Annotated in this window: 22 protein-coding genes and 2 pseudogenes; 14 read left to right on the forward strand and 10 right to left on the reverse strand. The window is 62.3% G+C overall.

The features are described from left to right. Nucleotides 1-41: 41 nt before the first annotated feature. The gene (locus DLD99_RS11120) at nucleotides 42-356 is read right to left on the reverse strand and encodes a DUF2388 domain-containing protein (protein WP_114882220.1); all 315 of its coding nucleotides are present in this window, start codon (nucleotides 354-356) and stop codon (nucleotides 42-44) included. Nucleotides 357-663: 307 nt separating this feature from the next. Here DLD99_RS11120 and DLD99_RS29630 point away from each other — a divergent pair. From DLD99_RS29630 to mqo, 3 genes and pseudogenes are all read left to right on the forward strand, one after another. Then, nucleotides 664-1,314, forward strand: a pseudogene (locus DLD99_RS29630) (methyl-accepting chemotaxis protein); the annotation flags it as partial. Between the two features lie 309 nt (nucleotides 1,315-1,623). Then, nucleotides 1,624-2,217 (forward strand): annotated as a pseudogene (locus tag DLD99_RS29635) (methyl-accepting chemotaxis protein); the annotation flags it as partial. Between the two features lie 470 nt (nucleotides 2,218-2,687). Continuing rightward, nucleotides 2,688-4,337 carry a malate dehydrogenase (quinone) gene (gene mqo / locus DLD99_RS11130; RefSeq protein ID WP_085708677.1) on the forward strand — a complete coding sequence of 550 codons (1,650 nt, stop codon included), beginning with the start codon at nucleotides 2,688-2,690 and terminating at the stop codon, nucleotides 4,335-4,337. Nucleotides 4,338-4,404: 67 nt separating this feature from the next. On the opposite strand, the gene DLD99_RS11135 is transcribed toward mqo, so the two are convergent. Further along, nucleotides 4,405-4,833: a nuclear transport factor 2 family protein gene (locus DLD99_RS11135; RefSeq protein ID WP_114882222.1), complete on the reverse strand. Its 429-nt coding sequence runs from the start codon at nucleotides 4,831-4,833 to the stop codon at nucleotides 4,405-4,407. Nucleotides 4,834-5,286: 453 nt separating this feature from the next. Here DLD99_RS11135 and DLD99_RS11145 point away from each other — a divergent pair, with 453 nt between their 5' ends. After that, nucleotides 5,287-6,498, forward strand: a complete 1,212-nt coding sequence (locus DLD99_RS11145) for a helix-turn-helix domain-containing protein (RefSeq protein WP_114882223.1) — start codon at nucleotides 5,287-5,289, stop codon at nucleotides 6,496-6,498. Nucleotides 6,499-6,529: 31 nt separating this feature from the next. Beyond that, nucleotides 6,530-7,162 (forward strand): Vgb family protein, encoded by a 633-nt coding sequence (locus DLD99_RS11150; protein ID WP_114882224.1) that lies wholly within the window; start codon nucleotides 6,530-6,532, stop codon nucleotides 7,160-7,162. 1 nt (nucleotide 7,163) lies between these two features. Here DLD99_RS11150 and DLD99_RS11155 read toward each other — a convergent pair whose 3' ends face one another. Beyond that, entirely contained in the window at nucleotides 7,164-8,030 is an 867-nt protein-coding gene (locus DLD99_RS11155; RefSeq protein ID WP_114882225.1) for a CAP domain-containing protein, read from the reverse strand. A 140-nt stretch (nucleotides 8,031-8,170) separates the two neighbouring features. Further along, on the reverse strand, nucleotides 8,171-8,941 hold the full coding sequence (locus DLD99_RS11160) for an alpha/beta hydrolase (protein WP_114882226.1): 771 nt from the start codon (nucleotides 8,939-8,941) through the stop codon (nucleotides 8,171-8,173). A 112-nt stretch (nucleotides 8,942-9,053) separates the two neighbouring features. Here DLD99_RS11160 and DLD99_RS11165 point away from each other — a divergent pair, with 112 nt between their 5' ends. After that, a complete protein-coding gene (locus DLD99_RS11165; RefSeq protein WP_208647520.1) occupies nucleotides 9,054-9,998 on the forward strand; it encodes an aldo/keto reductase in 945 nt (314 codons plus the stop codon). Nucleotides 9,999-10,007: 9 nt separating this feature from the next. Here DLD99_RS11165 and DLD99_RS11170 read toward each other — a convergent pair whose 3' ends face one another. Continuing rightward, nucleotides 10,008-10,904: a LysR family transcriptional regulator gene (locus tag DLD99_RS11170; RefSeq protein WP_114882228.1), complete on the reverse strand. Its 897-nt coding sequence runs from the start codon at nucleotides 10,902-10,904 to the stop codon at nucleotides 10,008-10,010. A gap of 148 nt (nucleotides 10,905-11,052) precedes the next feature. Between DLD99_RS11170 and DLD99_RS11175 the strand changes: the two genes are divergently transcribed. Together DLD99_RS11175 and DLD99_RS11180 are read left to right on the forward strand one after the other, a co-directional pair. Further along, entirely contained in the window at nucleotides 11,053-12,078 is a 1,026-nt protein-coding gene (locus DLD99_RS11175) for a zinc-dependent alcohol dehydrogenase family protein (protein WP_114882229.1), read from the forward strand. A gap of 192 nt (nucleotides 12,079-12,270) precedes the next feature. After that, a complete protein-coding gene (locus DLD99_RS11180) occupies nucleotides 12,271-13,467 on the forward strand; it encodes an MFS transporter (protein ID WP_114882230.1) in 1,197 nt (398 codons plus the stop codon). Here DLD99_RS11180 and DLD99_RS11185 read toward each other — a convergent pair. After that, on the reverse strand, nucleotides 13,464-14,357 hold the full coding sequence (locus tag DLD99_RS11185; protein ID WP_085708667.1) for a LysR family transcriptional regulator: 894 nt from the start codon (nucleotides 14,355-14,357) through the stop codon (nucleotides 13,464-13,466). The genes DLD99_RS11180 and DLD99_RS11185 overlap by 4 nt on opposite strands. Nucleotides 14,358-14,470: 113 nt before the next feature. On the opposite strand from DLD99_RS11185, the gene DLD99_RS11190 reads away from it, so the two are divergent. From DLD99_RS11190 to DLD99_RS11200, 3 genes are all read left to right on the forward strand, one after another. Continuing rightward, nucleotides 14,471-15,871 (forward strand): amidohydrolase family protein, encoded by a 1,401-nt coding sequence (locus DLD99_RS11190; RefSeq protein WP_244220789.1) that lies wholly within the window; start codon nucleotides 14,471-14,473, stop codon nucleotides 15,869-15,871. A gap of 13 nt (nucleotides 15,872-15,884) precedes the next feature. Continuing rightward, nucleotides 15,885-16,364 carry a DMT family transporter gene (locus DLD99_RS11195; protein ID WP_085708666.1) on the forward strand — a complete coding sequence of 160 codons (480 nt, stop codon included), beginning with the start codon at nucleotides 15,885-15,887 and terminating at the stop codon, nucleotides 16,362-16,364. Between the two features lie 69 nt (nucleotides 16,365-16,433). Further along, entirely contained in the window at nucleotides 16,434-17,678 is a 1,245-nt protein-coding gene (locus DLD99_RS11200) for an OprD family porin (RefSeq protein ID WP_244220806.1), read from the forward strand. A 43-nt stretch (nucleotides 17,679-17,721) separates the two neighbouring features. Here DLD99_RS11200 and paoC read toward each other — a convergent pair whose 3' ends face one another. Genes paoC through paoA form a run of 3 tightly spaced genes read right to left on the reverse strand, consistent with a single transcriptional unit; the run spans nucleotide 17,722 to nucleotide 21,511 of the window. Continuing rightward, entirely contained in the window at nucleotides 17,722-19,920 is a 2,199-nt protein-coding gene (gene paoC, locus DLD99_RS11205; RefSeq protein ID WP_114882232.1) for an aldehyde oxidoreductase molybdenum-binding subunit PaoC, read from the reverse strand. Further along, nucleotides 19,917-20,873 (reverse strand): FAD binding domain-containing protein, encoded by a 957-nt coding sequence (locus tag DLD99_RS11210; protein WP_114882233.1) that lies wholly within the window; start codon nucleotides 20,871-20,873, stop codon nucleotides 19,917-19,919. Before DLD99_RS11210 ends, paoC begins: the two co-directional genes overlap by 4 nt. After that, entirely contained in the window at nucleotides 20,870-21,511 is a 642-nt protein-coding gene (gene paoA, locus DLD99_RS11215) for an aldehyde dehydrogenase iron-sulfur subunit PaoA (protein WP_114882234.1), read from the reverse strand. Before paoA ends, DLD99_RS11210 begins: the two co-directional genes overlap by 4 nt. 281 nt (nucleotides 21,512-21,792) lie before the next feature. Between paoA and DLD99_RS11220 the strand changes: the two genes are divergently transcribed. Further along, on the forward strand, nucleotides 21,793-22,002 hold the full coding sequence (locus tag DLD99_RS11220) for a hypothetical protein (protein ID WP_085708661.1): 210 nt from the start codon (nucleotides 21,793-21,795) through the stop codon (nucleotides 22,000-22,002). A gap of 42 nt (nucleotides 22,003-22,044) precedes the next feature. Here DLD99_RS11220 and DLD99_RS11225 read toward each other — a convergent pair whose 3' ends face one another. Continuing rightward, nucleotides 22,045-22,317, reverse strand: coding sequence for a hypothetical protein (locus tag DLD99_RS11225; protein WP_114882235.1), 273 nt, complete (start codon nucleotides 22,315-22,317; stop codon nucleotides 22,045-22,047). A 230-nt stretch (nucleotides 22,318-22,547) separates the two neighbouring features. Here DLD99_RS11225 and DLD99_RS11230 point away from each other — a divergent pair, with 230 nt between their 5' ends. Together DLD99_RS11230 and DLD99_RS11235 are read left to right on the forward strand one after the other, a co-directional pair. Next, nucleotides 22,548-23,612, forward strand: coding sequence for a hypothetical protein (locus DLD99_RS11230; protein WP_114882236.1), 1,065 nt, complete (start codon nucleotides 22,548-22,550; stop codon nucleotides 23,610-23,612). A gap of 18 nt (nucleotides 23,613-23,630) precedes the next feature. Then, nucleotides 23,631-23,984 carry a DUF1428 domain-containing protein gene (locus DLD99_RS11235; protein ID WP_085708658.1) on the forward strand — a complete coding sequence of 118 codons (354 nt, stop codon included), beginning with the start codon at nucleotides 23,631-23,633 and terminating at the stop codon, nucleotides 23,982-23,984. Nucleotides 23,985-23,994: the final 10 nt, after the last annotated feature.

A 23,994-nucleotide genomic window follows, 5' to 3' on the forward strand; every position in this document is an offset into this window, starting at 1 on the left:
GGTGGCAAATCCGTCAGCCACCGTCGTCGAGCGTGCGGCTGTTACTGCGACAGGCCTTCGTAGTGGACCAGGATCGCATTGGCCAGCTCTTCATCGCTGGCGTTCAAGCCCGGGTTTTCCTGACGAACCTGTTGCAGCGCCGATTCCAGATACGCGCCACGAATGGCACCGCCGCTGGCGACGAATGCGGACAAGTCGTCACGGGCCGGAATCACCATTTTGTGATCCTTGAAGGTGGAATACAGCGACGCGGAAACACCGGCCGAAGTGGCGACATCCCCCGCATCCACGCGGGCGAAGGCCGAGCCAAAAGGCAGGCAGAGCACAAGAGACGAAACGAGTAATAAACGACGCATGACGGTGTTCCTCCAGCAGCGTAAAGCGAAAAGGAAGTACCACATAATGTGAGAGGTGCGGCGTGGCTCGGGAGTTCCATGCGCCGGAACAAGTTCTCGGGGCTGCAAACCGATAACTGCCGCACAGAATTCTTTTTTACTGGATGTGACGACATACCTTGAGACGCTCTAACCCGGCGGGTTCGCGGAAATAGGCTTAACTGAAGCGTTGAAAGCGCTGTGCGGCGCGACCAGGGAGGAAATCACCGTGTCGATCAAACTGCGTTTGGTGCTGCTGATTGCGACCAGCCTGCTGACGGCGCTGATCGTGAGCCTGGTCAGCTATGTCGGCAATCAGCGCATGGCGTCGGCAGTCAGTGCCAATGCGGTCAGCATGAGCGCGCTGCGCAATCACATGGAAGCCGACATGATGCACGACGCCCTGCGCGCCGATGTCTATTCGGCGATGCTGGTGGGGCTGGGCAAAAGCACCGGCACGGCGGACGGAGTGCGCAGTTCTGTCGAAGAGCACGCCGGGCATTTTCGCGAGGTGCTGGGCGAAAACCTGAAATTGCCGCTCGATGCCACGATCCGGGCCGCGCTGGAGCAGATCAAGCCGAGCCTCGACACTTACATCAACGCGGGCGAGCGGATTGTCGGGCTGGCGCTGGACAATCCCGACACGGCGCAACAGGAACTCGGCACCTTCAGCGCTGCGTTCAGCCAGCTCGAAGAGCAGATGGCGTCTCTGAGCGAGCTGATTGAAACCAACACCCGGCAGACCAGCCAAGGCACCGAAGCCGCGATCCGCAATGCCAACATCGCCCTCGGCATCGTGCTGATCGCCAGTCTGTTATTGCTGTTGGTGCAGGGGCGCTGGGTGATCCTGAGCATCACGGGCCCGCTGAAAACCGCCAGTCGCATCGCCGAAAGCATTGCTCATGGCAACCTCAGCGAACCGATCGCCGAGCCTTCCGGCAAGGACGAAGCCAGCACGCTGATCCGCACCCTGGCGACCATGCAGCGGGATCTGCGGGACATGATCGACGTGGTGCGGCGTAATGCCCATGGTGTCAGCGGCATGAGCGAGCAACTGAGCCATGGTTGCCATCGGGTGGCGGACAGCAGCCAGCAACAAAGCACCGCCGCAGGCACCATGGCCGCTGCCGCGAGCCAGATGACCGCCAGCATCGAGGAAATCACCCGCCATGCCGAGCGGGCCCTGAGCATGGCGAATCAGGCCGAGTCATTGGCCAAGAACGGTGGGCAGGTGATCCATCAAGTGGTCAGCGACATGGACGACATCGCCCGCTCCGCTCAGCAGTCGGCACAGGTGATCCGCACCCTGGACCATGAGTCCGAAGGCATCTTCAACATCATTCAGGTGATCAAGAGCATCGCCGACCAGACCAATCTGCTGGCGCTCAATGCGGCTATCGAAGCGGCCCGGGCCGGTGAGCAGGGCAGAGGGTTTGCGGTGGTCGCTGATGAAGTGCGCAGCCTGGCTGCCCGCACCAGCGCCTCGACCCAGGAAATCGCCGCGATGGTCGCGCGCATCCAGAACAGCACCCGCGAAGCGGTCAGCAGCATGGAGGCGGGCGTGGCCCAGGTCGACAAGGGCATGGCCGTCACCGCCGATGTCGAACGCGCCATTCGCGAAATCCTCGACGCCACCCTGAACACCACGCAACTGGTCAACGACATTACCCGCACCATCGGCGAACAGAGCCAGGCCAGCAACGAAATCGCCCATCAGGTGGAGATGATCGCCGGCATGTCGGAAGGCAACAGCAAGGTGATAGGCGAGACGGCGAATACGACGGACGAGTTGTCGAATCTGGCGGGGCGGCTGGCGCAGTCGGTGGATCGTTTCCGGTTGTGAGGCGGGCGCCGTCTACTTCATTTGTAACAAGTGCAAGGCCGCAGGCGAGCGGGGAAAAGGCGATCAAATGCCTGAAAGGCTTCAGCCAGAGGCACTGCCGGGGTCATGTTCGGCGATTGGCCGCCGATAAGTCTCTGGGCGGATAAAGACCATCAAGTCGGGAACAGACGCGCGGGTTTGCCCTGACGTGATATTCTTCGCGCCACTTGGTTTGACCTAATTCAGTCTGGCGCGCTTTTTGGCGGGCCGACCGAACCCCTGTCGCTCAAGTAGCTGAAGCCAATAATGATAAAAAGTCAGTTCAGAAGGGACATATAACTGAGGTCGACGCAGCCTGTCGGCCTTGTGTGCCCACCCGTCAAAATTGAAGTGTGCCGGAACCCGCGACGCTGGCCTGAGTGTCGCGAAAAAAGGGGAACGCATACGCACAACAGCGGCGGGCGGAAGGCGTTTTATCATAGGTGCAACAGATGTTTAAAAAAGTGAACACAGCCTTGCTGGGGCTGGCTTTGGCGATGGGGATGTCTTCCGCCAATGCCGCAGAAGCAAAGAAAGTCGACGTCCTGCTGATCGGCGGCGGCATCATGAGCACCACCCTGGGTGTGTGGATCAATGAGCTGGAACCGAGCTGGTCGATGGAAATGGTCGAGCGCCTCGACGGCGTCGCCCTGGAAAGCTCCAACGGCTGGAACAACGCCGGTACCGGTCACTCCGCCCTGGCCGAGCTGAACTACACCCCGGAAGACGACAAAGGTAACGTAACGATCCCGAAAGCCGTCGAGATCAACGAAGCGTTCCAGGTTTCCCGTCAGTTCTGGGCCTGGCAGGTTCAGCAAGGCGTTCTGAAGAACCCTCGCTCGTTCATCAACACCACTCCGCACATGAGCTTCGTGTGGGGCGATGACAACATCAAGTTCCTGAAAAAGCGCTACGAAGCCCTGCAGGCGAGCCCGCTGTTCGCCGGCATGCAGTACTCCGAAGACCCGGCCGTGATCAAGAAGTGGGTCCCGCTGATGATGGAAGGGCGTGACCCGAACCAGAAAATCGCGGCCACCTGGAGCCCGCTGGGTACCGACATGAACTTCGGCGAAATCACCCGCCAGTTCGCCGGTTACTTGCAGACCAAACCTAACTTCGATCTGAAACTGTCGAGCGAAGTACAGGACATCACCAAGAACGCCGACGGCACCTGGCGCGTCAGCTACAAGAACCTGAAAGACGGCACCAAGACTGAAACCGACGCCAAGTTCGTGTTCATCGGCGCCGGCGGCGGTGCCCTGCACCTGCTGCAGAAGTCCGGTATCGAAGAAGCCAAGGAATACGCTGGCTTCCCGGTAGGCGGCTCGTTCCTGGTGACCGATAACCCGGCCATCGCCGAGCAGCACCTGGCCAAGGCCTACGGTAAAGCATCCGTTGGCGCGCCTCCGATGTCCGTTCCGCACCTGGACACCCGTGTCCTGGACGGCAAGCGCGTCATCCTGTTTGGCCCGTTCGCAACCTTCAGCACCAAGTTCCTGAAAGAAGGTTCGTACCTGGACCTGCTGACCAGCACCACCACCCACAACATCTGGCCTATGACCAAGGTCGGCATCAAGGAATACCCGCTGGTCGAGTACCTGGCCGGTCAACTGATGCTGTCGGATGAAGACCGCATGAACGCGCTGAAGGAATACTTCCCGAACGCGAAAGCCGAAGACTGGCGCCTGTGGCAAGCCGGCCAGCGCGTGCAGATCATCAAGCGTGATGAAGCCGCTGGCGGCGTGCTGAAACTGGGCACCGAAATCGTTGCTTCGAAAGACGGCTCCATCGCCGGTCTGCTGGGCGCATCCCCAGGCGCATCGACCGCTGCACCGATCATGCTGAGCGTGCTGCAGAAAGTCTTCAAGGACAAGGTCGCTACCCCTGAGTGGCAAGCCAAGCTGCACCAGATCGTTCCGAGCTACGGCACTCAGCTGAACAACGATCCAGCCAAAGTGGCCGAAGAGTGGGCTTACACCGCCAAGATCCTGCAACTGCCAACGCCTCCGGCGATTGGCCAGGCTGCACCTGCGGCGGCACCTGCTTCGGCTGAAAAGCCACAGGCTCCGAAAGAAAGCGCTGCACGTGACATGGCTCTGTAATTCAGACGCCTGACACACAAAGCCCACTGAACCGGTGACGGTCAGTGGGCTTTTTTGTGTCCGGGTTTCAGGCTTTGGCGTTAGCCAGATAAGCCCCAAGCCGCCGTCCCATCTCTTCCCCCAGCGCCTGCAACCCGCTCAACGGCCGCACCATCACCTCAAATTCAACAATCTTCCCCTGTTCATCGAAGCGGATCATGTCGATGCCTTTCAGCTCTTTCGCCCCGACCTTCGCGCTGAATTCCAGCACCACGTTCAAGCCATCCGCTGTCGCCAGCTCTCGGTGGTATTTGAAGTCTTCGAACACGTTGAACACGGTGTTGAGGATCATCGAGACCACCGGTGCGCCGGGGTAAGGCGTGTGGGCCATCGGCGAGCGGAACACGGCTTTGGGATCGAGCAGGTCGGGCAGTGCCTTCAGGTCGCCGGTACGGATCATGTCGTGCCAGCGGTTCAGGGACTCGGCGGCGTTGGGGTGCAGATTCAGTTCGGACATGGTTTCACTCCTGTATTTTTTGTTGTTCTTGGCGCGGCGCCCATGACTCTAGATCAAAGCGGCGCAATGGGAACCCTCTGTACCGGTCTGAATATCGACACATGCGCGGGCCGAATCCATCTGATCCGCTTTTTCCGGTTGAATCTGCATCTGTAACCGTCTCAGCCATAGGCCCAAAATACCCTTGCCGTTCGGCCATACGCGACGCGCTTCATTCCGAAGCGCCCGGTGCGCCGGACATTCAGTATTCAGGAGGCCTTCATGGCTAAGATGGCGTTTTTCCTCGGCGGCTTTCTCGTGTTGACCATCATGATCGGTGTTCTGGCGACGATTTCACCGGTCTGAGTCGTCCCGCGTCAGTCGTTTTTCCGCAGGCCCAGACTGGTGCCTGCACAGGATCTGGACTAAACCGGGGTATCCCTTCACTGGAGTACCCACTGTGGCGCCTATGTCATGGACTCGCTGATCAACGCCGCCGGCCGAGCCCTGGCGGCGGGTGACCCGCTGGCGGCGCTGAATTTCGTGGCTCTGCGAGAAGATCCACCGGCTCTGGCCCTGCGCGGAATCGCCATGGCCCAGCTCGGCGACATGGCGCGGGCCAAGGCATTGCTGCAACGGGCGGTAAAAGCGTTCGGCGCCAACGAGCCCTTGTCCCGGGCGCGCTGCGTGGTGGCCGAGGCGGAAGTGGCGCTGGCGGCGCGGGACCTGGGCTGGCCGGTGAAGGCGCTGGAGGCGGCGCGGCAGGTCTTGCAGGGGCACGGCGACCGACTCAATGCGGCACACGCGCGCTATCTGCAGATTCGTCGGTTGTTGTTGATCGGGCAGTTGAATGAGGCTGACGCGCTGCTCGATGAACAGGAGCCTGCACCGTTACCCCCGGCCTTGCGCGCCGCCCATGAACTGATGTCAGCCGGGATCGCGCTGCGGCGTGTGCAGGCGCACAAGGCGCAATCGGCACTGGAACGTGCGCAACGGGCGGCGCGGCTGGCCGACATTCCGGCGCTCCTGGCGGAGATCGAACACGCCCGGCAAACCCTCGACACTCCCGCCGCCCGATTGCGCATTGCCGGTGACGTGAAAACGGTCACGCTCGCTCAGGTCGAAGCCTTGTTTGCGTCTGCGACGCTGGTGGTGGATGCCTGTCGCTACAGCGTGCGCGGTGCCGGCATGACGGTGGTGCTGGCTACACGACCGGTGTTGTTCAATGTGCTGCAACTGCTCGCCGAAGCCTGGCCCGGGGATGTTCCCCGAGAGACGCTGATCGCCAGGGCCTTTCGTTTGAAACTCGATGATGAATCCCACCGCGTCCGATTGCGGGTCGAGATCGGCCGGCTGCGCGCTGCACTGAAACCACTGGCCGGAATCACTGCGACTTCCCGTGGCTATGCGCTGGTCGCGCAAGACGTTGCGCTGCTGACGTTACCCCTCGAAGACAAGCACGCGGCACTGCTGGCCCTGCTCGCCGACGGCGAGGCATGGTCGAGTTCGGCACTGGCGCTTGCGCTGGGCAGCAGTCAGCGCCAGATACAACGGGCCCTGGAAACCCTGGCCGCGCAAGGCAAGGTCCAGGCATTCGGTGTCGGCCGTGCGCGACGCTGGCTGACCCCGCCGGTGCCGGGTTTCGCGACGATCTTGTTACTCCCGGTGTCGTTGGGCAATGGCTAGGCTGGACTCACCACTCAACGAGGCAACCGAAATGAAACAGGCAAACGCAGAAATCCTTCGTGAATACGGCCCGTTCGAAGGCATCCACGGCGTCCATGGTGTGACTTTCGACGGCCAGCAGGTCTGGTTCGCCAGTGACGGCCAGCTCAATGCGCTGGACCCGGCCAGCGGCGAAACCGTGCGCACGATCAAGATCGGGGCTGATGGCGGCACGGCATTCGACGGCAAGCATCTGTATCAGATTGCCGACCGCCGTATCCACAAGATCGATTCGGCCACCGGCAAGGTGCTCCATACCATCGCGGCTCCCGGCGGTGGTGGTGACTCGGGCATGGCCTGGGCCGAGGGCACGTTGTGGGTCGGCCAGTATCGCGAGCGCAAGATTCATCAGATCGACCCGGAAACCGGCAAGATCCTCCGCACGCTGGAGTCAAACCGCTTTGTCACCGGCGTGACCTGGGTTGACGGTGCGCTGTGGCATGGGACGTGGGAGGGCGATGAAAGCGAGATCCGGCGTGTCGATCCGGGCAACGGCGAGGTGCTGGAAAGCCTCGCGTTGCCCAGCGGGATCGGCGTCTCGGGACTGGAGGCCGATGGCGGTGAACGCTTCTACTGTGGCGGTGGGGACACCAGCAGCGTCCGGGCGGTGCGCCGGCCGAAGTGAGTCAGGGCGCGCCGAACAGCATCGTCCAGTACACACCGTTGTCACTGCGGGCATCACTGGCAAAACCGGCGCCGACCTGGGTGAACATCGGGTTCATCAGGTTGGCGCAGTGCCCGGGGCTGGCGAGCCAGCCGGCCATCGCGCTGCCGGGTGAGCTTTGCCCGGCGGCGATGTTCTCTCCGATCTGCCGGCCACGGTAGCCGGCGGCGTGGGCACGGTCGGCCGGCATGTCGCCGTCCGGGTCCTGGTGAGCGAAGTAGTTGCCGTAGGCCATGGCCTTGCTATGGCCCTGGGCGGCGGCGCCGAGGGACGGGTTCCAGCTCAAGGGGCGGGCGGCGGCGAAACGCTGGCGTCCGCACATCCGGGGCCGGGCGCGGGCGGCGTTGACTTGCGCCAGCAGGGCCTTGCCGACGCTGCGGTTGTCGCCCATGCGACTGTCGATCACCGGCCGGGCCAGTACCACTTGCCATTCACTGCGGGCGCGGCTGATGCCGATGTCGGCGTACTGCGCGTCGATCAGTGCGCTGCAATGTTCGTCCTGCAATTGATCGAACGCCTCTTCGGCATCCTCGGCCCCGACAATGCGGATGCTGCGCACGGCCACCGCCGCATAACCGGAAGACTTCAACTGCTCGCGCAACCCGCCGCCGTAGCCATAGCCGATGGGCAACGCAATGTTCTGCTTGAGCGCCAACGGCGCCAGGCGTTGTGCCGCACGCCGGTCACAGCGTTGGGGATGGGCGCGCAGGTCATTGATGGCGGCCGCCAGTTGTCGTTCCGCGCCGGCATGGGCAGTGGGAGCGAGCAGAGGGGAGAGGATCAACAGGCACAGCGATACGAAGCGAGACGAACGAACGGCGTGGCGCATGGGACGCAGGACTCTGAAAAAAGACAGCGCTGACAGGGAGTTAACCGCGAATGCGGCGCGAGTAGGACTGGCCTTTCTGCACTTGGTTCACGGGGTGCCCATGGCTTTGTCCGGAGGCCGACGAACTGCGCAGTGGCCGCTCACCGGTTCAACACTTCCTTCATCCATTGCAGGTATTGCGGGCGTTCGGAAATCGAATTGTGCGTCGCTTCCGGCACCTCTTTCAGGGTCGCCACGCCATCCGGGAAATTGCGCAGCAGGCGTTCGCTGCTGCCCCGTGGCACCACCTCGTCATCGCTCGCCGCCAGCAGCAGGGTCGGCGCGCGGATATGCTCGGCGTATTTGCCGGATTCGTAACGCTCCTTGAGCAGCCATTTCACCGGCACCCACGGGTAATGCCGGACGGCGAGTTCCTGGAGGCTGTTGTAGGGTGTGACCAGAACCAGCCGGGTCACCGGCCGCTGACTGGCCAGCCGCACCGCGACGCCGGAACCGAGGCTGCGCCCGATCAGCGTAATCTGCGGATGCCTGGAAAACACCTGGTCGAACAACCCCAGGGCGTCCCGGGCAATCGCCTCTTCGGACGGCGAACCGCCGCTGCCGCCAAAACCGCGATAGTGCAGCAGGTAGATCGCGTAGTCGGGAAAGGCCTCGGCAAACGCCGGCAGATTGCGCGAAACGTCCTCGGCATTGCCGCCGAAGTAGATCAACGCCCGCGCCCCGGAATGCTCGCGGACACTGACGCGAATGTCCGCATCGGCCATGGTCAGGGTCATCCGCGATTCCGCCGAATCCACTGAGCCCGCCTGCGGAAAATAGATCAGCGAGCGCTGGAACACGAACAGCGCTGCACACAGGATCAGGTACAGGGCCAGCAGCAAAGCGACGAGTGACATCAGGATTCTGGACATTCGACTAACTTTAACGGGGCGTGAGGGTTCGCCAATGCAGTGTAGTTGAGCCTTCCCCGGTGACCGCCGCTGCACACAAGGTGCAACAGATCCATCCGACAGAGAAGCTAGCATGAGCCACACTGAGGGCTATTCCCGCCGCCGTCTGCTCGAGCTGGCGGCGGGGATAACGACCGTTTTCACGTTTGACCGGGCGTTGGCTGCCGCCACGTCGTCGAGTGCCCCAGGAGGCCAGACCATGCAGACCCGCGCCATCCCTTCCAGCTCCGAGCTGCTGCCGTTGGTAGGGCTGGGCACCTATCGCGGCTTCGATGTCGCGCCCGGCGACCCCGCTTACAGGCAATTGCCGGCGGTGCTCGACGAGCTGTTCAGAAAGGGCGGCACGCTGATCGACAGCTCACCGATGTATGGCCGCGCCGAAGAAACCACCGGCGAGTTGTTGTCGATTCACGAACCACGCTCACCGGCGTTTCTGGCGACCAAGGTGTGGACCCGCGGACGCGAGGAGGGCATCGCGCAGATGGAAAACTCCTTTCGCCTGCTGCGTACCGATCGCATCGACCTGATGCAGATCCACAACCTGCTGGACTGGCAAACCCATCTGCCGACCCTGCGCGAATGGAAGGAACAGGGCCGCATCCGCTACATCGGCATCACCCATTACACGCCCTCGGCCTACGAGGAAGTGGAAGCGGTGTTGAGGGCCGAACCGCTCGACTTCCTGCAAATCAATTACGCCCTCAATGACCGTGGCGTGGAAAAACGCATCCTGCCGTTGTGCCGCGAACGGGGTGTGGCGGTGATCTGCAATCGGCCGTTTGGCGGTGGCGGGTTGCTGACCCGGCTCAAAGGCAAACCCCTGCCAGGCTGGGTGTCGGACGTACAGGTCAACAGCTGGCCGCAACTGGCGCTGAAGTTTCTGCTCTCGAACACGGCGGTGACTTGCGTAATCCCCGGCACCGGCAATCCACGTTACATGGCCGACAACGCCGGCGCCGGGTTCGGGCCGATGCTGACCGATGCACAGCGGCAGCAGTTGATTGCGCTGGTTGGTTGAACGCTCGATTCAAACCAGACGTTGCTCAGGAAACAGATGCTCCTTGAGGAAGTCGATGAACACGCGGAGTTTCAACTGCGGGTGCTTGCCCGAAGGCCACATGATCCGGTAGACCCCGGTCTCCGCACAGTCCGGCAGTATGCGTTGCAGTCGACCGTCAGCCAGTGCCTCGCCGACGCAGAAGTCCGGCAAGTAAGCGATCCCCAGGCCTTGCAGGGCGAAGCAGATGCGCGCTTCGAGGTTGTTGCAGACCATCGAAGTCGGCACTTGCAGATCGACTTCCTGGCCTGCCTCGCGCAACGGCCAGACCTGCAGTTTTCCGGTGTTGGGAAAACGAAACTGAATGCACGCATGGCTCAGCAGGTCGGTGGCTTGTTGCGGTATTCCATGGGCCTGAAAGTATTCCGGGGCACCGACCAGAATCATCCGGTAGCTGCCGATCAGGCGCGACGTGAGGCTGGAGTCCGGGACATCGCCGGCACGCAACACTGCGTCGTAGCCTTCCTCGATCACATCGACGCGACGGTCATCGAACGTCAGGTCAAGGTCCACCGCCGGATAGGTTTTCTTGAAGCGGGCCAGCACCGGAAGGAACGGCTCGCCCACCAGCGGCAGGCTGATTTTCAGGCGACCGCGCGGAGTCGCGTTGGTCTGGGAAAACTCGACTTCCGCCGCTTCGATCTCGGCGAGGATGCGCAGGCTGCGTTGCAGAAACCGGGTGCCGTCTTCGGTCAAGGTGACGCTACGCGTGCTGCGGTTGAACAGGCGCACACCAAAGCGTTCTTCCAGGCGGGCGATGCTTTTGCCGATGGCCGACGCTGATACACCCAGCAGACGCCCGCTGGCGACAAAACTGCGGGTTTCCGCCACTGAAACAAACACGTTCAACGCAGTCAGGCTGTCCATCACGACTCTCGAATTCACCGAAGGCGATCAATTTACCTTAGTCATTGCGGAACAAAACGTCCGCATATAACGGAGTGGCGACCTACTTAATCGGCACGGGGCATGGCTTCTATCATCGGCGCCACAGTCCTCCACCGAGTTCATCGCCATGTCCGACACAATGCAGCGCTGGGAAATTTCCGCTTTCGGCCTCGACAACCTCAACCGCGTCCAGGCTCCGCTTCCGGCACCGAAAGCCGGGGAAGTTCTGGTCAAAATCGACGCCGTCTCGCTCAATTACCGCGACACTCAAGTGGCGGAAAACGGCATGACCGCCGCGCTGAAGTTTCCCTTCACGCCAGCGTCGGACATGGCCGGCACCGTGGTGGCGGTCGGTGAGGGCGTAACCCGCTTCCAGATCGGCGAGAAAGTCATCTCCACTTACATTACCAACTGGATCGACGGCAATCCCAAGACCTGGGCCGAGATGCCGACCCAGGGCGGGCCGATTCCGGGCATGTTGGCCCAGTACGTCGCGACGCCGGCCGACTGGTGTGTGCGGGCGCCGAAGCACCTCAGTGCGGTCGAGGCCAGCACCTTGCCGATTGCCGCGTTGACCGCGTGGATGGCCCTGATCGAACTGGGCCACCTGCATGCGGGGCAAACCGTGGTGGTGCAGGGCACTGGCGGTGTATCGCTGTTCGCCGTGCAACTGGCGGCGGCCAGTGGCGCGAACGTCATTGTCACCAGCAGCAGCGACGCCAAGATCGATCTGGCCATTGCGCTGGGCGCCACTCATGGCATCAACCGCACCACCACACCTGACTGGCACACCGCTGTGCTGGAGCTGACCGGTGGGCGCGGTGCCGATCACATTCTGGAAATGGCCGGCGGCGACAACCTCGGGCGTTCGCTGCAGGCGGTGGTTCCCGGCGGCCGGGTATCGATCATCGGCCTGCTCGACTCCGACGAACTACGCACACCGATCATGCCGCTGCTCGGCAGCCGTGCATCGATCGTCGCCGTGGCAGTCGGCCCTCGTCGTGCACTGGAGGATCTGGTGCGGATGGTCGATCACCACGGCATCAAACCGGTGATCGATGCGACCTATACCTTCGATCAGGTGCCCGAGGCGTTCGCCCATCTCAATCGCGGGGCGTTCGGCAAGGTCGTGGTCGATTTCAACAAATCCTGAGTACGACACCACTCAATTGTGGGAGCGAGCTTGCACGCGAAGAGGGAGTGTCAGTCGGCGACGCCGTCGCTGACCCACCGCATTCGCGGGCAAGCCCGCTCCCACAGGGTTTGCGTGATGGCAGTTATCAAGGGCCTGCCACAGGGTTTTGTGCTGTCCGGTAGATTTTCTTTCCTGATGTGATGAGTGTTTATGAATCGTTCCCCCCATCCCATGTCCGTTATGCCCTTCATCATTCTCGGGCTGTTCGGGCTGTACACCCTGGAGCTCGGCGTGGTCGGCATCCTGCCGCTGATCGTCGAACGCTTCGGCGTCAGCGTCGCCCAGGCCGGGCTTTTGATGAGTCTGTTCGCGTTTATCGTGGCGTTGTCCGGTCCGTTTCTGGTGTTGCTGTTTTCGCGTTTCGACCGTAAGAAAGTGCTGGTCGGCGCGCTGCTGTGTTTTTCCGTCAGCAGCGTGTTCTCGGCCTACGCGCCGAACTATTCGACACTGATGGCGCTACGGATCGTTCCGGCGATGCTGCATCCGGTGTTCTTCTCGGCGGCGTTCGCCGCTGCGATTTCGCTGTACCCCAAGGAGCGCGCCACCCACGCGACGACGGTGGCGTTCATCGGCACCACGCTTGGGCTGGTGTTCGGCGTGCCGATCACCGCGTGGGTCGCCGGGCGTTTTTCCTATGAGGCGTCGATCCTGTTCTGTGCGGTGGCGACGTTGCTGGCCGGGCTCGGCCTGTTGCTCAGGCTGCCTCGGCAAACGGCTGCGCCAGAGAGCTTCGCCAGCCAGTTGTCGATTCTGAAAAAACCTGCGGTATGGCTGGCGATCATCGCCACGGTGCTGGTGTTCACCACCAAGTTTGCGGTGTACAGCTACGCCGCCGAGTACCTGAAAAACCAGACCGGTCTGGACGGTGAAACCATCAGTTTTCTATTGGTGATCTTTGGTGTGGGCGGGGTGCTGGGCAACCTGCTGGCCGGTCGCATGCTGGCGACGCATCTGGTGGCGACGGCGGTGCTGTTTCCGATTCTGTTGAGCATCGCCTACCTGATTCTGGCCACGTTCGGCAGCGCATCGCTTGGCTCGATGCTGTTGATCGTTCTGCTGTGGGGCGCGATTCACACCAGCGGCATGATCATCACCCAGATGTGGCTGACCAGCGCCGCGCCCGAAGCGCACTCGTTCGCCACCAGCCTGTATGTCTCGGCGGCGAACGCCGGGATCGCCCTCGGCTCGTGGATCGGCGGGATATTCATCGACACCTGGGGCCTGCCGGGAACGATCTGGTGCGGGTTGCTGTTTGCGCTGTTGTCGTTGCTGACGATTGGCGCCAGGGCGATGTTCTACGGCGGTCACCAAAAGCGCCCCGACCTGCGCGGGGCAAGCGCCGCCTAGTGAGCCTTGCGCAACGCGGCGATGAAGGCCTGCAGCGCCGACGACATCTGTCGGTTGCTCGGGTAATACAGGTAGAACGCGGGGAAGGGTGTCGACCACTCTTCCAGCAGCGCCACCAGTGCGCCGCTGTCCAGTTCGTCCTTGATCCATTCACGGATCCACACCGTGATGCCCAGTCCATCCAGCGCCGATTGCATGGCAACGGCGCAGTCACTCACCACAAGTGAGCCCTTCACGCTCAACTCGAACGGCAGACCGTCGCGGAAAAACCGCCATTTGTACAAACCGGTTTCGCCGGAGCGGCGCCAGTTCACGCAGCGATGGTCCAGCAGATCGGCCGGTTCTTGCGGATGGCGCTTGCCCTCAAGGTACTGCGGCGAGGCGATGGCGATCTGGGTCAGGGGTTCGCTGAGTTTGAGTGCGACCATGTCCTGCTCGATGAACTCACCGAGACGAATCGCCGCGTCGTAGCCCTGGGCGACGATGTCGGCGGTGCTGTCGTCGGTGGTCAGTTCGAGCTTGATGTCCGGGTACGCTGCCTGGAACGACGGCAGGATCGGCTGGATGAAGTGCAGCATCGCCACCTGCGGCGCGCAGATGCGCAGGGTGCCGACCGGCGTGTCACGGTAATCGTTGAGCTGTTCCAGCGCCGCGTCCAGGTCGGCAAAGATCTCGCCCAGGCGTTCGAACAACCGGGTTCCGGCCTCGGTGGTCGACACGCTGCGCGTAGTGCGATTGAGCAGGCGCACACCCAGGCGTTCTTCCAGACCCTTGATGGTCTGGCTCAGCGCCGACGGCGAAACCCCCAGCGATTGCGCCGCGCGGGAGAAATTGAGCTCCCGTGCAACGGCAAAAAACGCCCTGAGATGGCCGAACTCTTGATCGCGCATTATGTATATCCAGCTTCACAATGTGTGTAGGTGTTTGGGAATTCTAAATAAAGGCTCCCGGTCAGACAATGCGGCTACAGGCCAATGTGCCGACCGCTACCGAGGAGCCACCCATGTCTTTCAATGCTCATTTCGATGTTCTGACCTCTGCGCTCGAACCGCTGCCCGATGACCGGCGACTGTTGCTGATCAAGGGCGGAACCCTCGTTACCCAGGACGAACGCCTGGGCAACTTCATCGAAGGCGACGTGCTGATCCGTGGCACCGAAATTGTCGAGGTCGGCAACGGTCTGTCCGCACCGGACGCCGAGGTGATCGACGCCAAAGGCATGATCGTGATTCCCGGCATGGTCGATACCCACCGGCATGCCTGGGAAGGTCAGTTGCGTCGGATCAATCCGAACTCGCCGACCCTGGAAGACTACTGCAACGCCACGCATTTCTCGTTCGCCAAATACTACCGCCCGCAAGACATGTACGTCGGCAACCTGCTGACCGCGCTTGGTGCGATCAACGCCGGCATCACCACCATCATCGACAACTCGCACAACGCTCGCAGCGGTGCTCACTCGGACGCGGCCATCGATGCCCTGACCGACGCCGGCATCCGCGCCGTGCATGCGCCGGGCGCGCCGTTGTCGGGGGAGTGGGAATCCACGCAATGGCCGGGCGACTTGCGACGCCTGAAAGACAAATACGCCAGATCGTCCGATTCGCTGGTGACCCTGGCGATGATGGCGCAGCTCGACCGTGAACAATGGGCGGTCGCCCGTGAGCTTGGTCTGAGCATCGTCACCGAGTTCTTCGGTGCCGGCATGGCCGCCGAGCTGGATGCGCTGCACGAAGAAGGGCTGCTCGGCCCGGACAACATTTTCAATCACTGCACCTGCTTGCCGGATCACGGCTGGTCGATCCTGCGCCACGCCGGGGTCAAGGTGAACGTCTGCCCGCGCTCCGATGCGCACTATGGCCTGGAAGACGGGGTTTTCGCCTGGCAGAAAGCCGTCGATCACGGCATGCAACCGGGACTGAGCGTCGACAACGAAAGCTCTTACGGCGGTGACATGTTCGGCGAAATGCGCGTGGCGTTTTACTTGCAACGGGCTGCTGCACACAGTGCACGTTTCCACGGTCAGCCGGCGCCGGAACTGGTCAGCGCCGCGCAACTGCTCAAGGCTGCGACTCTCGATGGCGCCGCGTGTGCCGGCCTCGATGCGCGCATCGGCAGCATCACCCCCGGCAAACAGGCCGACATCGTGCTGATCCGCACCGACAACCTCAGCGTCTATCCGTCGAACAATGCCCTCGGCACGGTGGTGCATGCCGCCGAACGTGGCGACATCGACACCGTGATCATCGCCGGGCGCATCCGCAAACAGGCGGGAGTGGTGCTGGGCGTGGATCGCGAGCAACTGAACCGGGCAACCGAAGAGTCGCGCAGCTACCTGTTCAACGCGGCCGGCTACAGCCCTGATCCCTTCGCGGAGCATTTCGCCCCGCTGCATTCCTGCTGAGAGGTGCACGGTCATGATCCTGATTTCCTTTGCCCTGGCCTTGTTGGCCGGTGTGGCGATTGCCGTGCAAGCGGCGGTGAACAGTCAGTTGGCCGGGGCCATGACCGGCAACACCTTGGCGGCGGCGTTCTACTCGTTTCTCAGCGGCATGCTGGTGCTAGGTGCACTGGCGTGGATGCGCGGCGGACTGGGCGATGCGTTGAGTGTGATTCCGGCGCAACCGGGCTGGCGTCTGGTCGGTGGCGTGCTTGGCGCCGGGGCGATTTTCTGCACCGTGTGGCTGGCGCCGCGCATCGGCCTGGCGAACCTGCTGGTGCTGGTGATTGCCGGGCAACTGCTGTCGTCGGTGGCCATCGATCACTTCGGCTGGCTCGGCGCAGTGGTACGGCCGGCGGCGTCGATCAAGATCGCCGGCGCCGTGGTGGTGCTGCTGGGCGTGGCGCTGACGCTGTTCGGTGAACGGCTGATCGCGATGCTCGCCAGGGCTTTTTGACCTGCTTCTTCAGATCCTTTCGCCACTCATTTCATAGGTGTCGCCGTGACTGCATTCATTCATTCGGGGATGCGCAATGGACTGTCGACCCTGGCCGGTACGCTGCTGCTGGCAAGCTTGAGCCATGGAGCCCGTGCGGATTTTCTGGCGGACTCTCACGCCTCGTTCGAAACCCGCAACGTCTACTTCAACCGTGACTTTCGTGATGGGCCGTCGACTCTTCAGTCGAAGCGCGAGGAATGGGCCCAGGGCCTGATGTTCAGGTTCGAGTCCGGTTTTACCCCGGGCGTCGTGGGTTTCGGTGTCGATCTGCTGGGCATGGTTGGCGTGCGTCTTGATTCCAGCCCGGATCGCGCTGGCAGCGGTTTGTTGCCGGTGCGCAGCGACGGTCGTGCAGCCAGCGAGTACGGCAAGCTTGGGGTGACGGCGAAGGTGAAGTTTTCAAAAACCGAAGTGAAGGCAGGCTCGTTGTTTCCCGTGCTGCCGACACTACGCCCGCAGGACGGCATGATCCTGCCGCAAACTTTTCGCGGCGCGTTGGTGACCTCCCAGGATTTGCCCGGTGTGGTGCTGACGGCGGGGCAACTTGATCGGGTCAAGGGACGCAACGATACGAGCTATGAACCGATTGCCCTGAACAACAAGAACAACCGCTTCGTGACCAACGCCCAGGGCGCGCACCTGAATCTGGTCGGGGTGGATCGGCAGGTGAACGAACATCTCAAGGTCAGTTATCACTATGCATCGTTGAGCGATGTCTACGATCAGCACTTCATCGGCCTTACCGATACACGACCGATGGCCGGTGGAACGGTAAGCAGCGATCTGCGGTTTTTCTCCAGCGAAAGCCAGGGCGCGGCCAAGGCCGGGAAGATTCACAACCAGTCACTGAACGGCATGGTCGGCTATGCCGCCGGCGGGCATAAAGTCAGTGTCGGTTATCAGGCGATGTTCGGTGAAAGTGCATTTCCCTATGTCGAAGGCAGCGACGCCTATCTGGTCAACTACGCGCAGATCGGCGATTTCGCTGAGGCCAAAGAGCGTTCCTGGCAAATGCGTTACGACTTCGATTTCGAGCGCCTGGGCATTCCCGGCCTGACCTTCATGAGCCGCTACATCGACGCCGACCACGCCCAGGTCGCGGGCAAGACCGGGCAGGAATGGGAGCGCAACACCGAAATGAAATACGTGATTCAAAGCGGCACGTTCAAGGACGTTGCCTTGCGGGTGCGCAATGCGACTTATCGCTCGTCGTTCAGCCGCGATGCCGACGAGACGCGGATCCTGATCACCTACACCAAAGCCCTCTGGTGAAGTCACTCGACCCCTTGTACCCCATGCTGGTGCGCGAGCGGATTCAGATCATCGGCGGTAGCGAATCGAGAATTTTGTCCAGGGTAATCGGATACTCCCGCACCCGCGCCCCGGTGGCGTTGTAGATTGCGTTCGCCACCGCCGCGCTGACCCCGCAGATGCCCAGTTCGCCCACGCCCTTGGCCTTCATCGGCGAAGAGATCGGGTCGGTTTCATCGAGAAAAATCACCTCCTGATGCGGGATGTCGGCGTGCACTGGCACCTCGTAGCCGGCCAGGTCGTGATTGACGAAAAAGCCCAGGCGCTTGTCCACTGCGAGCTCTTCCATCAGCGCCGCCCCGACGCCCATGGTCATCGCGCCGATCACCTGGCTGCGGGCGGATTTCGGGTTGAGAATCCGCCCGGCAGCGCAGACCGCTAGCATGCGACGCACGCGCACTTCGCCGGTGGCGGCATCGACCGCGACTTCGACGAAATGCGCGCCGAAGGTCGATTGCTGATACTGCTTGGCGAGGTCGGCGAATTCGATGCTGTCCTCGGCTTCGATCACGCCGTTTTGCGCGGCGTTGCGCAACGGCACGTGTTTGTTGCCGAGCTGCACCTGGCCATCGGCGAACACTGCGTCACCCTCGGTCATGCCCAGTTTCGTCGTCACCGCTTCGCGCAGTTTCATGCACGCGGCGTAGACCCCCGCGGTCGAGCAATTGGCGCCGAACTGGCCACCGGAGCCGGATGACACCGGAAAACTCGAATCCCCCAGATGCACCACCACATCCTCCAGGCCCACGCCCATCATCTCGGCGGCGGTCTGGGCGATGATCGTGTAGCTGCCGGTGCCGATATCGGTCATGTCGGTTTCCACGGTGATCTTGCCGTCACGCTCCAGGCGCACCCGGGCGCCGGATTTCACCAGCAGGTTGTTGCGAATCGCCGCCGCCACGCCCATGCCGATCAGCCAGCGACCTTCGCGACGGGTGCCGGGCGTTGCATTGCGCTTGTCCCAGCCGAAGTGTTCGGCGCCGGTCTGCAGGCATTCGATCAGGCGTCGTTGGGAGAACGGTCGCTCGGTTTTCACCGGATCGACCTGGGTGTCGTTGAGGATGCGGAACTGGATCGGGTCGAGTTTGAGCTTTTCCGCCATCTCGTCCATGGCGATCTCCAGCACCATCAAACCGGGTGTTTCGCCGGGCGCGCGCATGGCGTTGCCTTCGGGCAGATCCAGCGGTGCGAGGCGCATGCTCACCAGACGATTTTCCCCGGCATAGAGCAACTGACTCGGCTGCGCGGCGACTTCGACCTTGCCCTCGGCCAGGTTGCCCGACCAGCCTTCGTGGGCGATGGCGCTCAGTTTACCGTCCGCCGTGGCGCCCATGCGGATGCGCTGGATGGTGGCTGGGCGGTGGGTGGTGTTGTTGGCGATTTGCGGGCGGGCGAGGGCGACTTTCACCGGGCGGTTGGCCAGGCGCGCGCCGAGTGCGGCGAGGATCGAGTCGGCGCGGATGAACAGCTTGCCGCCGAAACCGCCGCCGATGTAGGGCGAAATCAACCGCACTTTTTCTTTGGGCAGGCCGAGGGTGGTGGCGATGTCGCCGACACTCCAGGCGATCATCTGGTTCGAGGTCCACAGGGTCAGTTGATCGCCTTGCCACGCGGCGAGTGTCGCATGGGGTTCCATCATCGCGTGGGACTGGTCCGGGGTGCTGTAGGTCTGGTCGAACTGCACCGGGGCGGCGGCAAACGCGGTGGCGAAATCGCCGTGTTTGACGTCCGGCAGTTCTTCCTTCGGTTCCTTGCCCTGATCGCGTACGGCGGCCAGATCGAACTGGCCTTTATCCGTCGCGTACTCGACATGCACAAGCTGCGCGGCGGCCCGTGCCTGTTCGAAGGTTTCTGCGACCACCAGCGCCACTGCCTGGTGATAGTGCTGCACCTCGGGCCCGGCCAGCAGGTGTGCGGCGTTGTATTTGCCCTTGCCGAGTTTGCCGGCATTGGCGGCGGTGACGATGGCCAGCACGCCGGGGGCGGCGTGGGCCTCGTCCAGATCCATGCGGGTGATGCGACCCTTGGCGATGGCCGCACCGACCATGACGCCGTAAGCCTGATTTTTTGCCGCTTCGTGTTGTTCGTAGGCGTAAGGCGCCTGACCGCTGGTCTTCAGCGGGCCTTCGATGCGGTCGGTGGGTTTGCCGATGACCTTCAACTGGTCAATCGGATTGGTGGTGGCGGGCGTGTCGAATTTCATGCTTCGTCCCTCGCTTGGGCCAGCACCGAGGCGAGCGTGCGCTCCACCAGCGTTACCTTGAACTGGTTGTCATGGGTGGGCGTGGCGCCATCGAGCAGACGTGCACTGACGGCTTTCGCGCCTTGAGGCAGCAGCGCTTCTGCGGCCTCGACGCGCCAGGGTTTCGGCGCGATGCCACCGACGGCGATGCGGCCGCTGCCGTCCTTTTGCAGGATCAACCCGACAGACACCAGCGCGAAGGCATAGGACGAACGGTCCCGCACCTTGTGATAGACGTGGGTGCCGCCCACCGGAGCGGGCAGGGTAACGCCAGTGATCAATTCCCCGGGTGTGAGCGCGGTTTCGATGTGCGGTGTGCTGCCGGGCAATGAGTGGAAATCGGCCATGGCGATGCGCCGGGTGCTGCCATCGGGTTGGAGGGTTTCGATCTGCGCATCCAGCGTACGCAGGGCAATCGCCATGTCGCTCGGGTGCGTGGCGATGCACGCGTCGCTGACACCGATGATTCCCAGTTGCCGCGTGACCCCACCAATCGCCGCGCAACCACTGCCGGGATTACGTTTGTTGCAGGCCTGATTGGTGTCGTAGAAGTACGGGCAACGGGTGCGTTGCAGCAGGTTGCCGGCGGTGGTTGCCATGTTGCGCAACTGCCCCGAGGCCCCGGCCAGCAAGGCACGGGAGAGCAGGCCGTAGTCTTTGCGCACACGCGGGTCGGCGGCCAGATCGGTGTTGCGCACCAGTGCGCCGATGCGCAAGCCGCCGTCGTCGGTCGCTTCGATCCCGTCGAGTCCCAGATGATTGACGTCAATCAGGTGCGGCGGCGTTTCGATGTCGAGCTTCATCAAGTCCAGCAGGTTGGTGCCGCCGGCGATGAACCGCGCGCCTTGCGTTTGCGCCGCTTGTGCAGCGGCTGCGGCGGGGGAATCGGCGCGACTGTAATTGAACGCTCTCATGCCGAGACCTCCGCGACTTCGCTGATGGCTTCGATGATGTTGGAGTAGGCGCCGCAACGGCAGATGTTGCCGCTCATGCGCTCCTGCAACTCGCTGACGATCAGTTGCGGCGGCTCGGTCAGACTGGGGCTGGCGTGACTGGGAATGCCGTCGCGAATTTCCTTGAGCACCGCCACCGCCGAGCAGATCTGCCCCGGCGTGCAATAGCCGCACTGATAACCGTCATGCTTGATGAACGCCGCTTGCATCGGATGCAGGTGGTCCGGCATGCCGAGGCCTTCGATGGTGGTGACCTTGGCGCCGTCCTGCATCACCGCCAGGGTCAGGCACGAATTGATCCGCCGGCCATCGACGATCACCGTGCAGGCGCCGCACTGGCCGTGGTCGCAGCCTTTTTTGCTGCCGGTCAGGTGCAGGTGCTCGCGAAGAGCATCCAGCAGCGTGGTGCGGGTATCGATATCAAGGGCCTGCGGCTTGCCGTTGACTTCAAGCGTCACTTTGCTCATGGCCGGTTGCTCCAGACTGGCCGCGTAGGCCTTGAGGCTGATGAAAGGCGGTAGCGCAAAGGCTGTCGCTGTCACGGCGCCGAGAATCAGGAACCGGCGTCGGGACATCCCCGATGGCGGATGATCGTTCATGGCTGGGCTTCCTCTGATCAGGTCGGCGGGTCGCGAATGACCCGCACGCATGCCGGCGTGGTTGCCAGTCTTGGTCTGTTCTAGGAGTGACCGCCAGGGAGAGGAAAAGGTTTTGTCGGATTTTTGTTCGGGCATCAGGCCCGCCACGCAGAGGCAAACGAAGCGATCAACGGTCACGGGTCGTCAGTGAATCATCGGAGTTTTCCCCGGTCGAAACCGCGGCTGCGCGCATTGCGCTGACCACTTCCGTCGTCAAGACCTTGGTTTTAGGGAAATTCTGAATGATGCGTGCAACAAGCCTGTTGCTGACAGTTTCTGCCGCCGTACTGCTGGGCGGTTGTGTGGCGGACTTTGATGATGACTACCGCCATGGCCGGCATTACGACCGCGACCATGGCCGTTATTACGACCATGACCGGCGTTGGGATGATCGCGACTACGACCGTCGCGACGGGCGTCGCTATCATCGCGGCGATAACGACGACCAGTGATGAGAAAAAAGGGGCGTTCCCTCACGGGAACGCCCCTTGGCATTAAAAATGAGCGTTCGCCCGGACGCTGGATCGCGCAGGCACGGAGGCCTCGATGTCCAGCAAATGGGTGGCGAGTATGTCGCTCAGAAAACGGAACTGATCGTTGAGGCCCACCACTTCATTGCTGAAATGATTGCTCGCGGCGGGCATCAGCAGATCTTCGAAATCTTCGTTGAACACCAGCGGCTGCGTCTTCAGCGACACCGGGTGCTGGTCGTAATAGTTGTTGCCGAAGACCGGGAAGCTCACGGCGAGGGTAACGGTATGACTCATGATGTGAACTCCTCGTGGTGTGTGTCTCGGATGGGTGAATTCTGCGCCGGACGCGTCTGATGCGGAAGGCAATCGTCGTAATGGTGATCATCGACGTCAGTGATGGTTGGAAAAAAAGCTGAAATCCCGCGCCCGGATCGAGGATCGATACAACCGGACAAACGGCTGAAACCCGCACCTATACTCAAGTCGTTACCTCCAGATCTGACCCACCAAAGGACACCGCCACCGTGAACCTGCGTGCGCTGATCGTCGCCGCACTGATGTTGCTGGCCGGTTGCGCGAGTTCGGCGCGGGGCCCGGCGAGCGCGCCGGCGGTGGTGGTTTCGCCGGCCACCTGGCAGCAGATCGACCGGGATATCGTTGTGGCTTCCCGGCAGTCCACCGAACAGGTCAAGGCTTTTGCCCGCGGTTCGATGGAACATTGGCGCATTCGGGTCTACGAGCAAACTGAAGAAAAATTCATCCCGTGGTTCAGCAGCTACTGGACCCAGGAATGGCTGTCGATGAAAGTCAGCTGGTACACCCTCAGTGCCGGTGGCGAGCAGGACGCCTCATCCAAGCGTCTGGCTGCCTATTTGCTGGAGCAATATCAGGAGCGGGTGCTGGTGCCGGTGGCTCAGGAGATCGACCCGGACGCGATCCTCGCCCAGTCCACCGCGTTCTACGCGCAACTGATGGCACAGCAGATGCCGGTCATCGCCCAGCGCTATGGCGTGCCCGTCGCCCAGCTCAACGGGCATTTGCAGAAAATCCCCGCCATTGCCCTCGGCCCACCGCCGGCCCGGGATGCCTCGCTGTATCAGGTCGTCAGCACCGAGCCGTTGAACACCTTGCCGGCCTATGCCGCGCTGATCGACAAGATCCACACCGAAGGCGGGGCCAAGGGCATCGCCTCGACCGATGCCGGCATGGCCCCGGTGGCCAAGCGTGCCAGCCAGCGCATGGAAGCGGAGATGGCCCCTCGGGGCGCGGCCAGCGCGGTGGCGGCGGCGGCAGGCAAACTCGTCGGTGGGGTGATCTCGGTCGGCGTGGCGGGCATCCGCGCCATCCTTCAGGCCAATGATCGTCCGGACAGCGAAGCACTGATCCGCAGCAGCCTGGGCAACACGTTCGACAAGGCCTGGCTGAAACTGGTGCAGAACCCGACGACCGGTGTGATGGCCGGTACGTTGCACATGGCGGCGCAGGTCGAGGGCAATCTGGGCAGGGGCGATGAACCGTCGGTCGGATTGGGCGCCACACCTGTCGAATGGCGGCCGCCTGAGTCGACTACTCAGCAGATCAATCCCTAAACCCGCAGGAGCACGACCATGGCTTACATCGATGTTTTTGTTGCACCCGTTCCGAACGCCAATCGCGAACAGTACAAAAAACACTGCGAAATCGCCGAGAAGCTGTTCAAGGAATACGGCGCCCTGGAGGTGGTTCAAGGCTGGGGCGATGACGTGCCGGACGGCAAGGTCACCTCATTCCCGATGGCGGTGAAACTCAAGGAAGGCGAAACCGTGTCGGCCGGTTGGCTGGTCTGGCCGGACAAGGCCACCCGCGACGCCGGCATGGGCAAAATGATGGAAGACCCGCGCATGCAGCCGGACGTCAATCCGATGCCATTCGATGGGATGCGGATGATCTTCGGTGGCTTCAAGAACATTCTCGAGTCTTGAGGCAGAACAG

This window comes from Pseudomonas kribbensis (genome assembly GCF_003352185.1).
In the GTDB taxonomy this organism is placed as follows: Bacteria; Pseudomonadota; Gammaproteobacteria; order Pseudomonadales; family Pseudomonadaceae; genus Aquipseudomonas; species Aquipseudomonas kribbensis.

What these genes read in the sequence shown, in the direction of transcription:
- DLD99_RS11120 (WP_114882220.1), bottom strand. Translation starts at nt 356, where the DNA reads ATGCGTCGTTTATTACTCGTTTCGTCTCTTGTGCTCTGCCTGCCTTTT.
- mqo (WP_085708677.1), top strand. Translation starts at nt 2,688, where the DNA reads ATGTTTAAAAAAGTGAACACAGCCTTGCTGGGGCTGGCTTTGGCGATG.
- DLD99_RS11135 (WP_114882222.1), bottom strand. Translation starts at nt 4,833, where the DNA reads ATGTCCGAACTGAATCTGCACCCCAACGCCGCCGAGTCCCTGAACCGC.
- DLD99_RS11145 (WP_114882223.1), top strand. Translation starts at nt 5,287, where the DNA reads ATGGACTCGCTGATCAACGCCGCCGGCCGAGCCCTGGCGGCGGGTGAC.
- DLD99_RS11150 (WP_114882224.1), top strand. Translation starts at nt 6,530, where the DNA reads ATGAAACAGGCAAACGCAGAAATCCTTCGTGAATACGGCCCGTTCGAA.
- DLD99_RS11155 (WP_114882225.1), bottom strand. Translation starts at nt 8,030, where the DNA reads ATGCGCCACGCCGTTCGTTCGTCTCGCTTCGTATCGCTGTGCCTGTTG.
- DLD99_RS11160 (WP_114882226.1), bottom strand. Translation starts at nt 8,941, where the DNA reads ATGTCCAGAATCCTGATGTCACTCGTCGCTTTGCTGCTGGCCCTGTAC.
- DLD99_RS11165 (WP_208647520.1), top strand. Translation starts at nt 9,054, where the DNA reads ATGAGCCACACTGAGGGCTATTCCCGCCGCCGTCTGCTCGAGCTGGCG.
- DLD99_RS11170 (WP_114882228.1), bottom strand. Translation starts at nt 10,904, where the DNA reads ATGGACAGCCTGACTGCGTTGAACGTGTTTGTTTCAGTGGCGGAAACC.
- DLD99_RS11175 (WP_114882229.1), top strand. Translation starts at nt 11,053, where the DNA reads ATGTCCGACACAATGCAGCGCTGGGAAATTTCCGCTTTCGGCCTCGAC.
- DLD99_RS11180 (WP_114882230.1), top strand. Translation starts at nt 12,271, where the DNA reads ATGAATCGTTCCCCCCATCCCATGTCCGTTATGCCCTTCATCATTCTC.
- DLD99_RS11185 (WP_085708667.1), bottom strand. Translation starts at nt 14,357, where the DNA reads ATGCGCGATCAAGAGTTCGGCCATCTCAGGGCGTTTTTTGCCGTTGCA.
- DLD99_RS11190 (WP_244220789.1), top strand. Translation starts at nt 14,471, where the DNA reads ATGTCTTTCAATGCTCATTTCGATGTTCTGACCTCTGCGCTCGAACCG.
- DLD99_RS11195 (WP_085708666.1), top strand. Translation starts at nt 15,885, where the DNA reads ATGATCCTGATTTCCTTTGCCCTGGCCTTGTTGGCCGGTGTGGCGATT.
- DLD99_RS11200 (WP_244220806.1), top strand. Translation starts at nt 16,434, where the DNA reads ATGCGCAATGGACTGTCGACCCTGGCCGGTACGCTGCTGCTGGCAAGC.
- paoC (WP_114882232.1), bottom strand. Translation starts at nt 19,920, where the DNA reads ATGAAATTCGACACGCCCGCCACCACCAATCCGATTGACCAGTTGAAG.
- DLD99_RS11210 (WP_114882233.1), bottom strand. Translation starts at nt 20,873, where the DNA reads ATGAGAGCGTTCAATTACAGTCGCGCCGATTCCCCCGCCGCAGCCGCT.
- paoA (WP_114882234.1), bottom strand. Translation starts at nt 21,511, where the DNA reads ATGAACGATCATCCGCCATCGGGGATGTCCCGACGCCGGTTCCTGATT.
- DLD99_RS11220 (WP_085708661.1), top strand. Translation starts at nt 21,793, where the DNA reads ATGATGCGTGCAACAAGCCTGTTGCTGACAGTTTCTGCCGCCGTACTG.
- DLD99_RS11225 (WP_114882235.1), bottom strand. Translation starts at nt 22,317, where the DNA reads ATGAGTCATACCGTTACCCTCGCCGTGAGCTTCCCGGTCTTCGGCAAC.
- DLD99_RS11235 (WP_085708658.1), top strand. Translation starts at nt 23,631, where the DNA reads ATGGCTTACATCGATGTTTTTGTTGCACCCGTTCCGAACGCCAATCGC.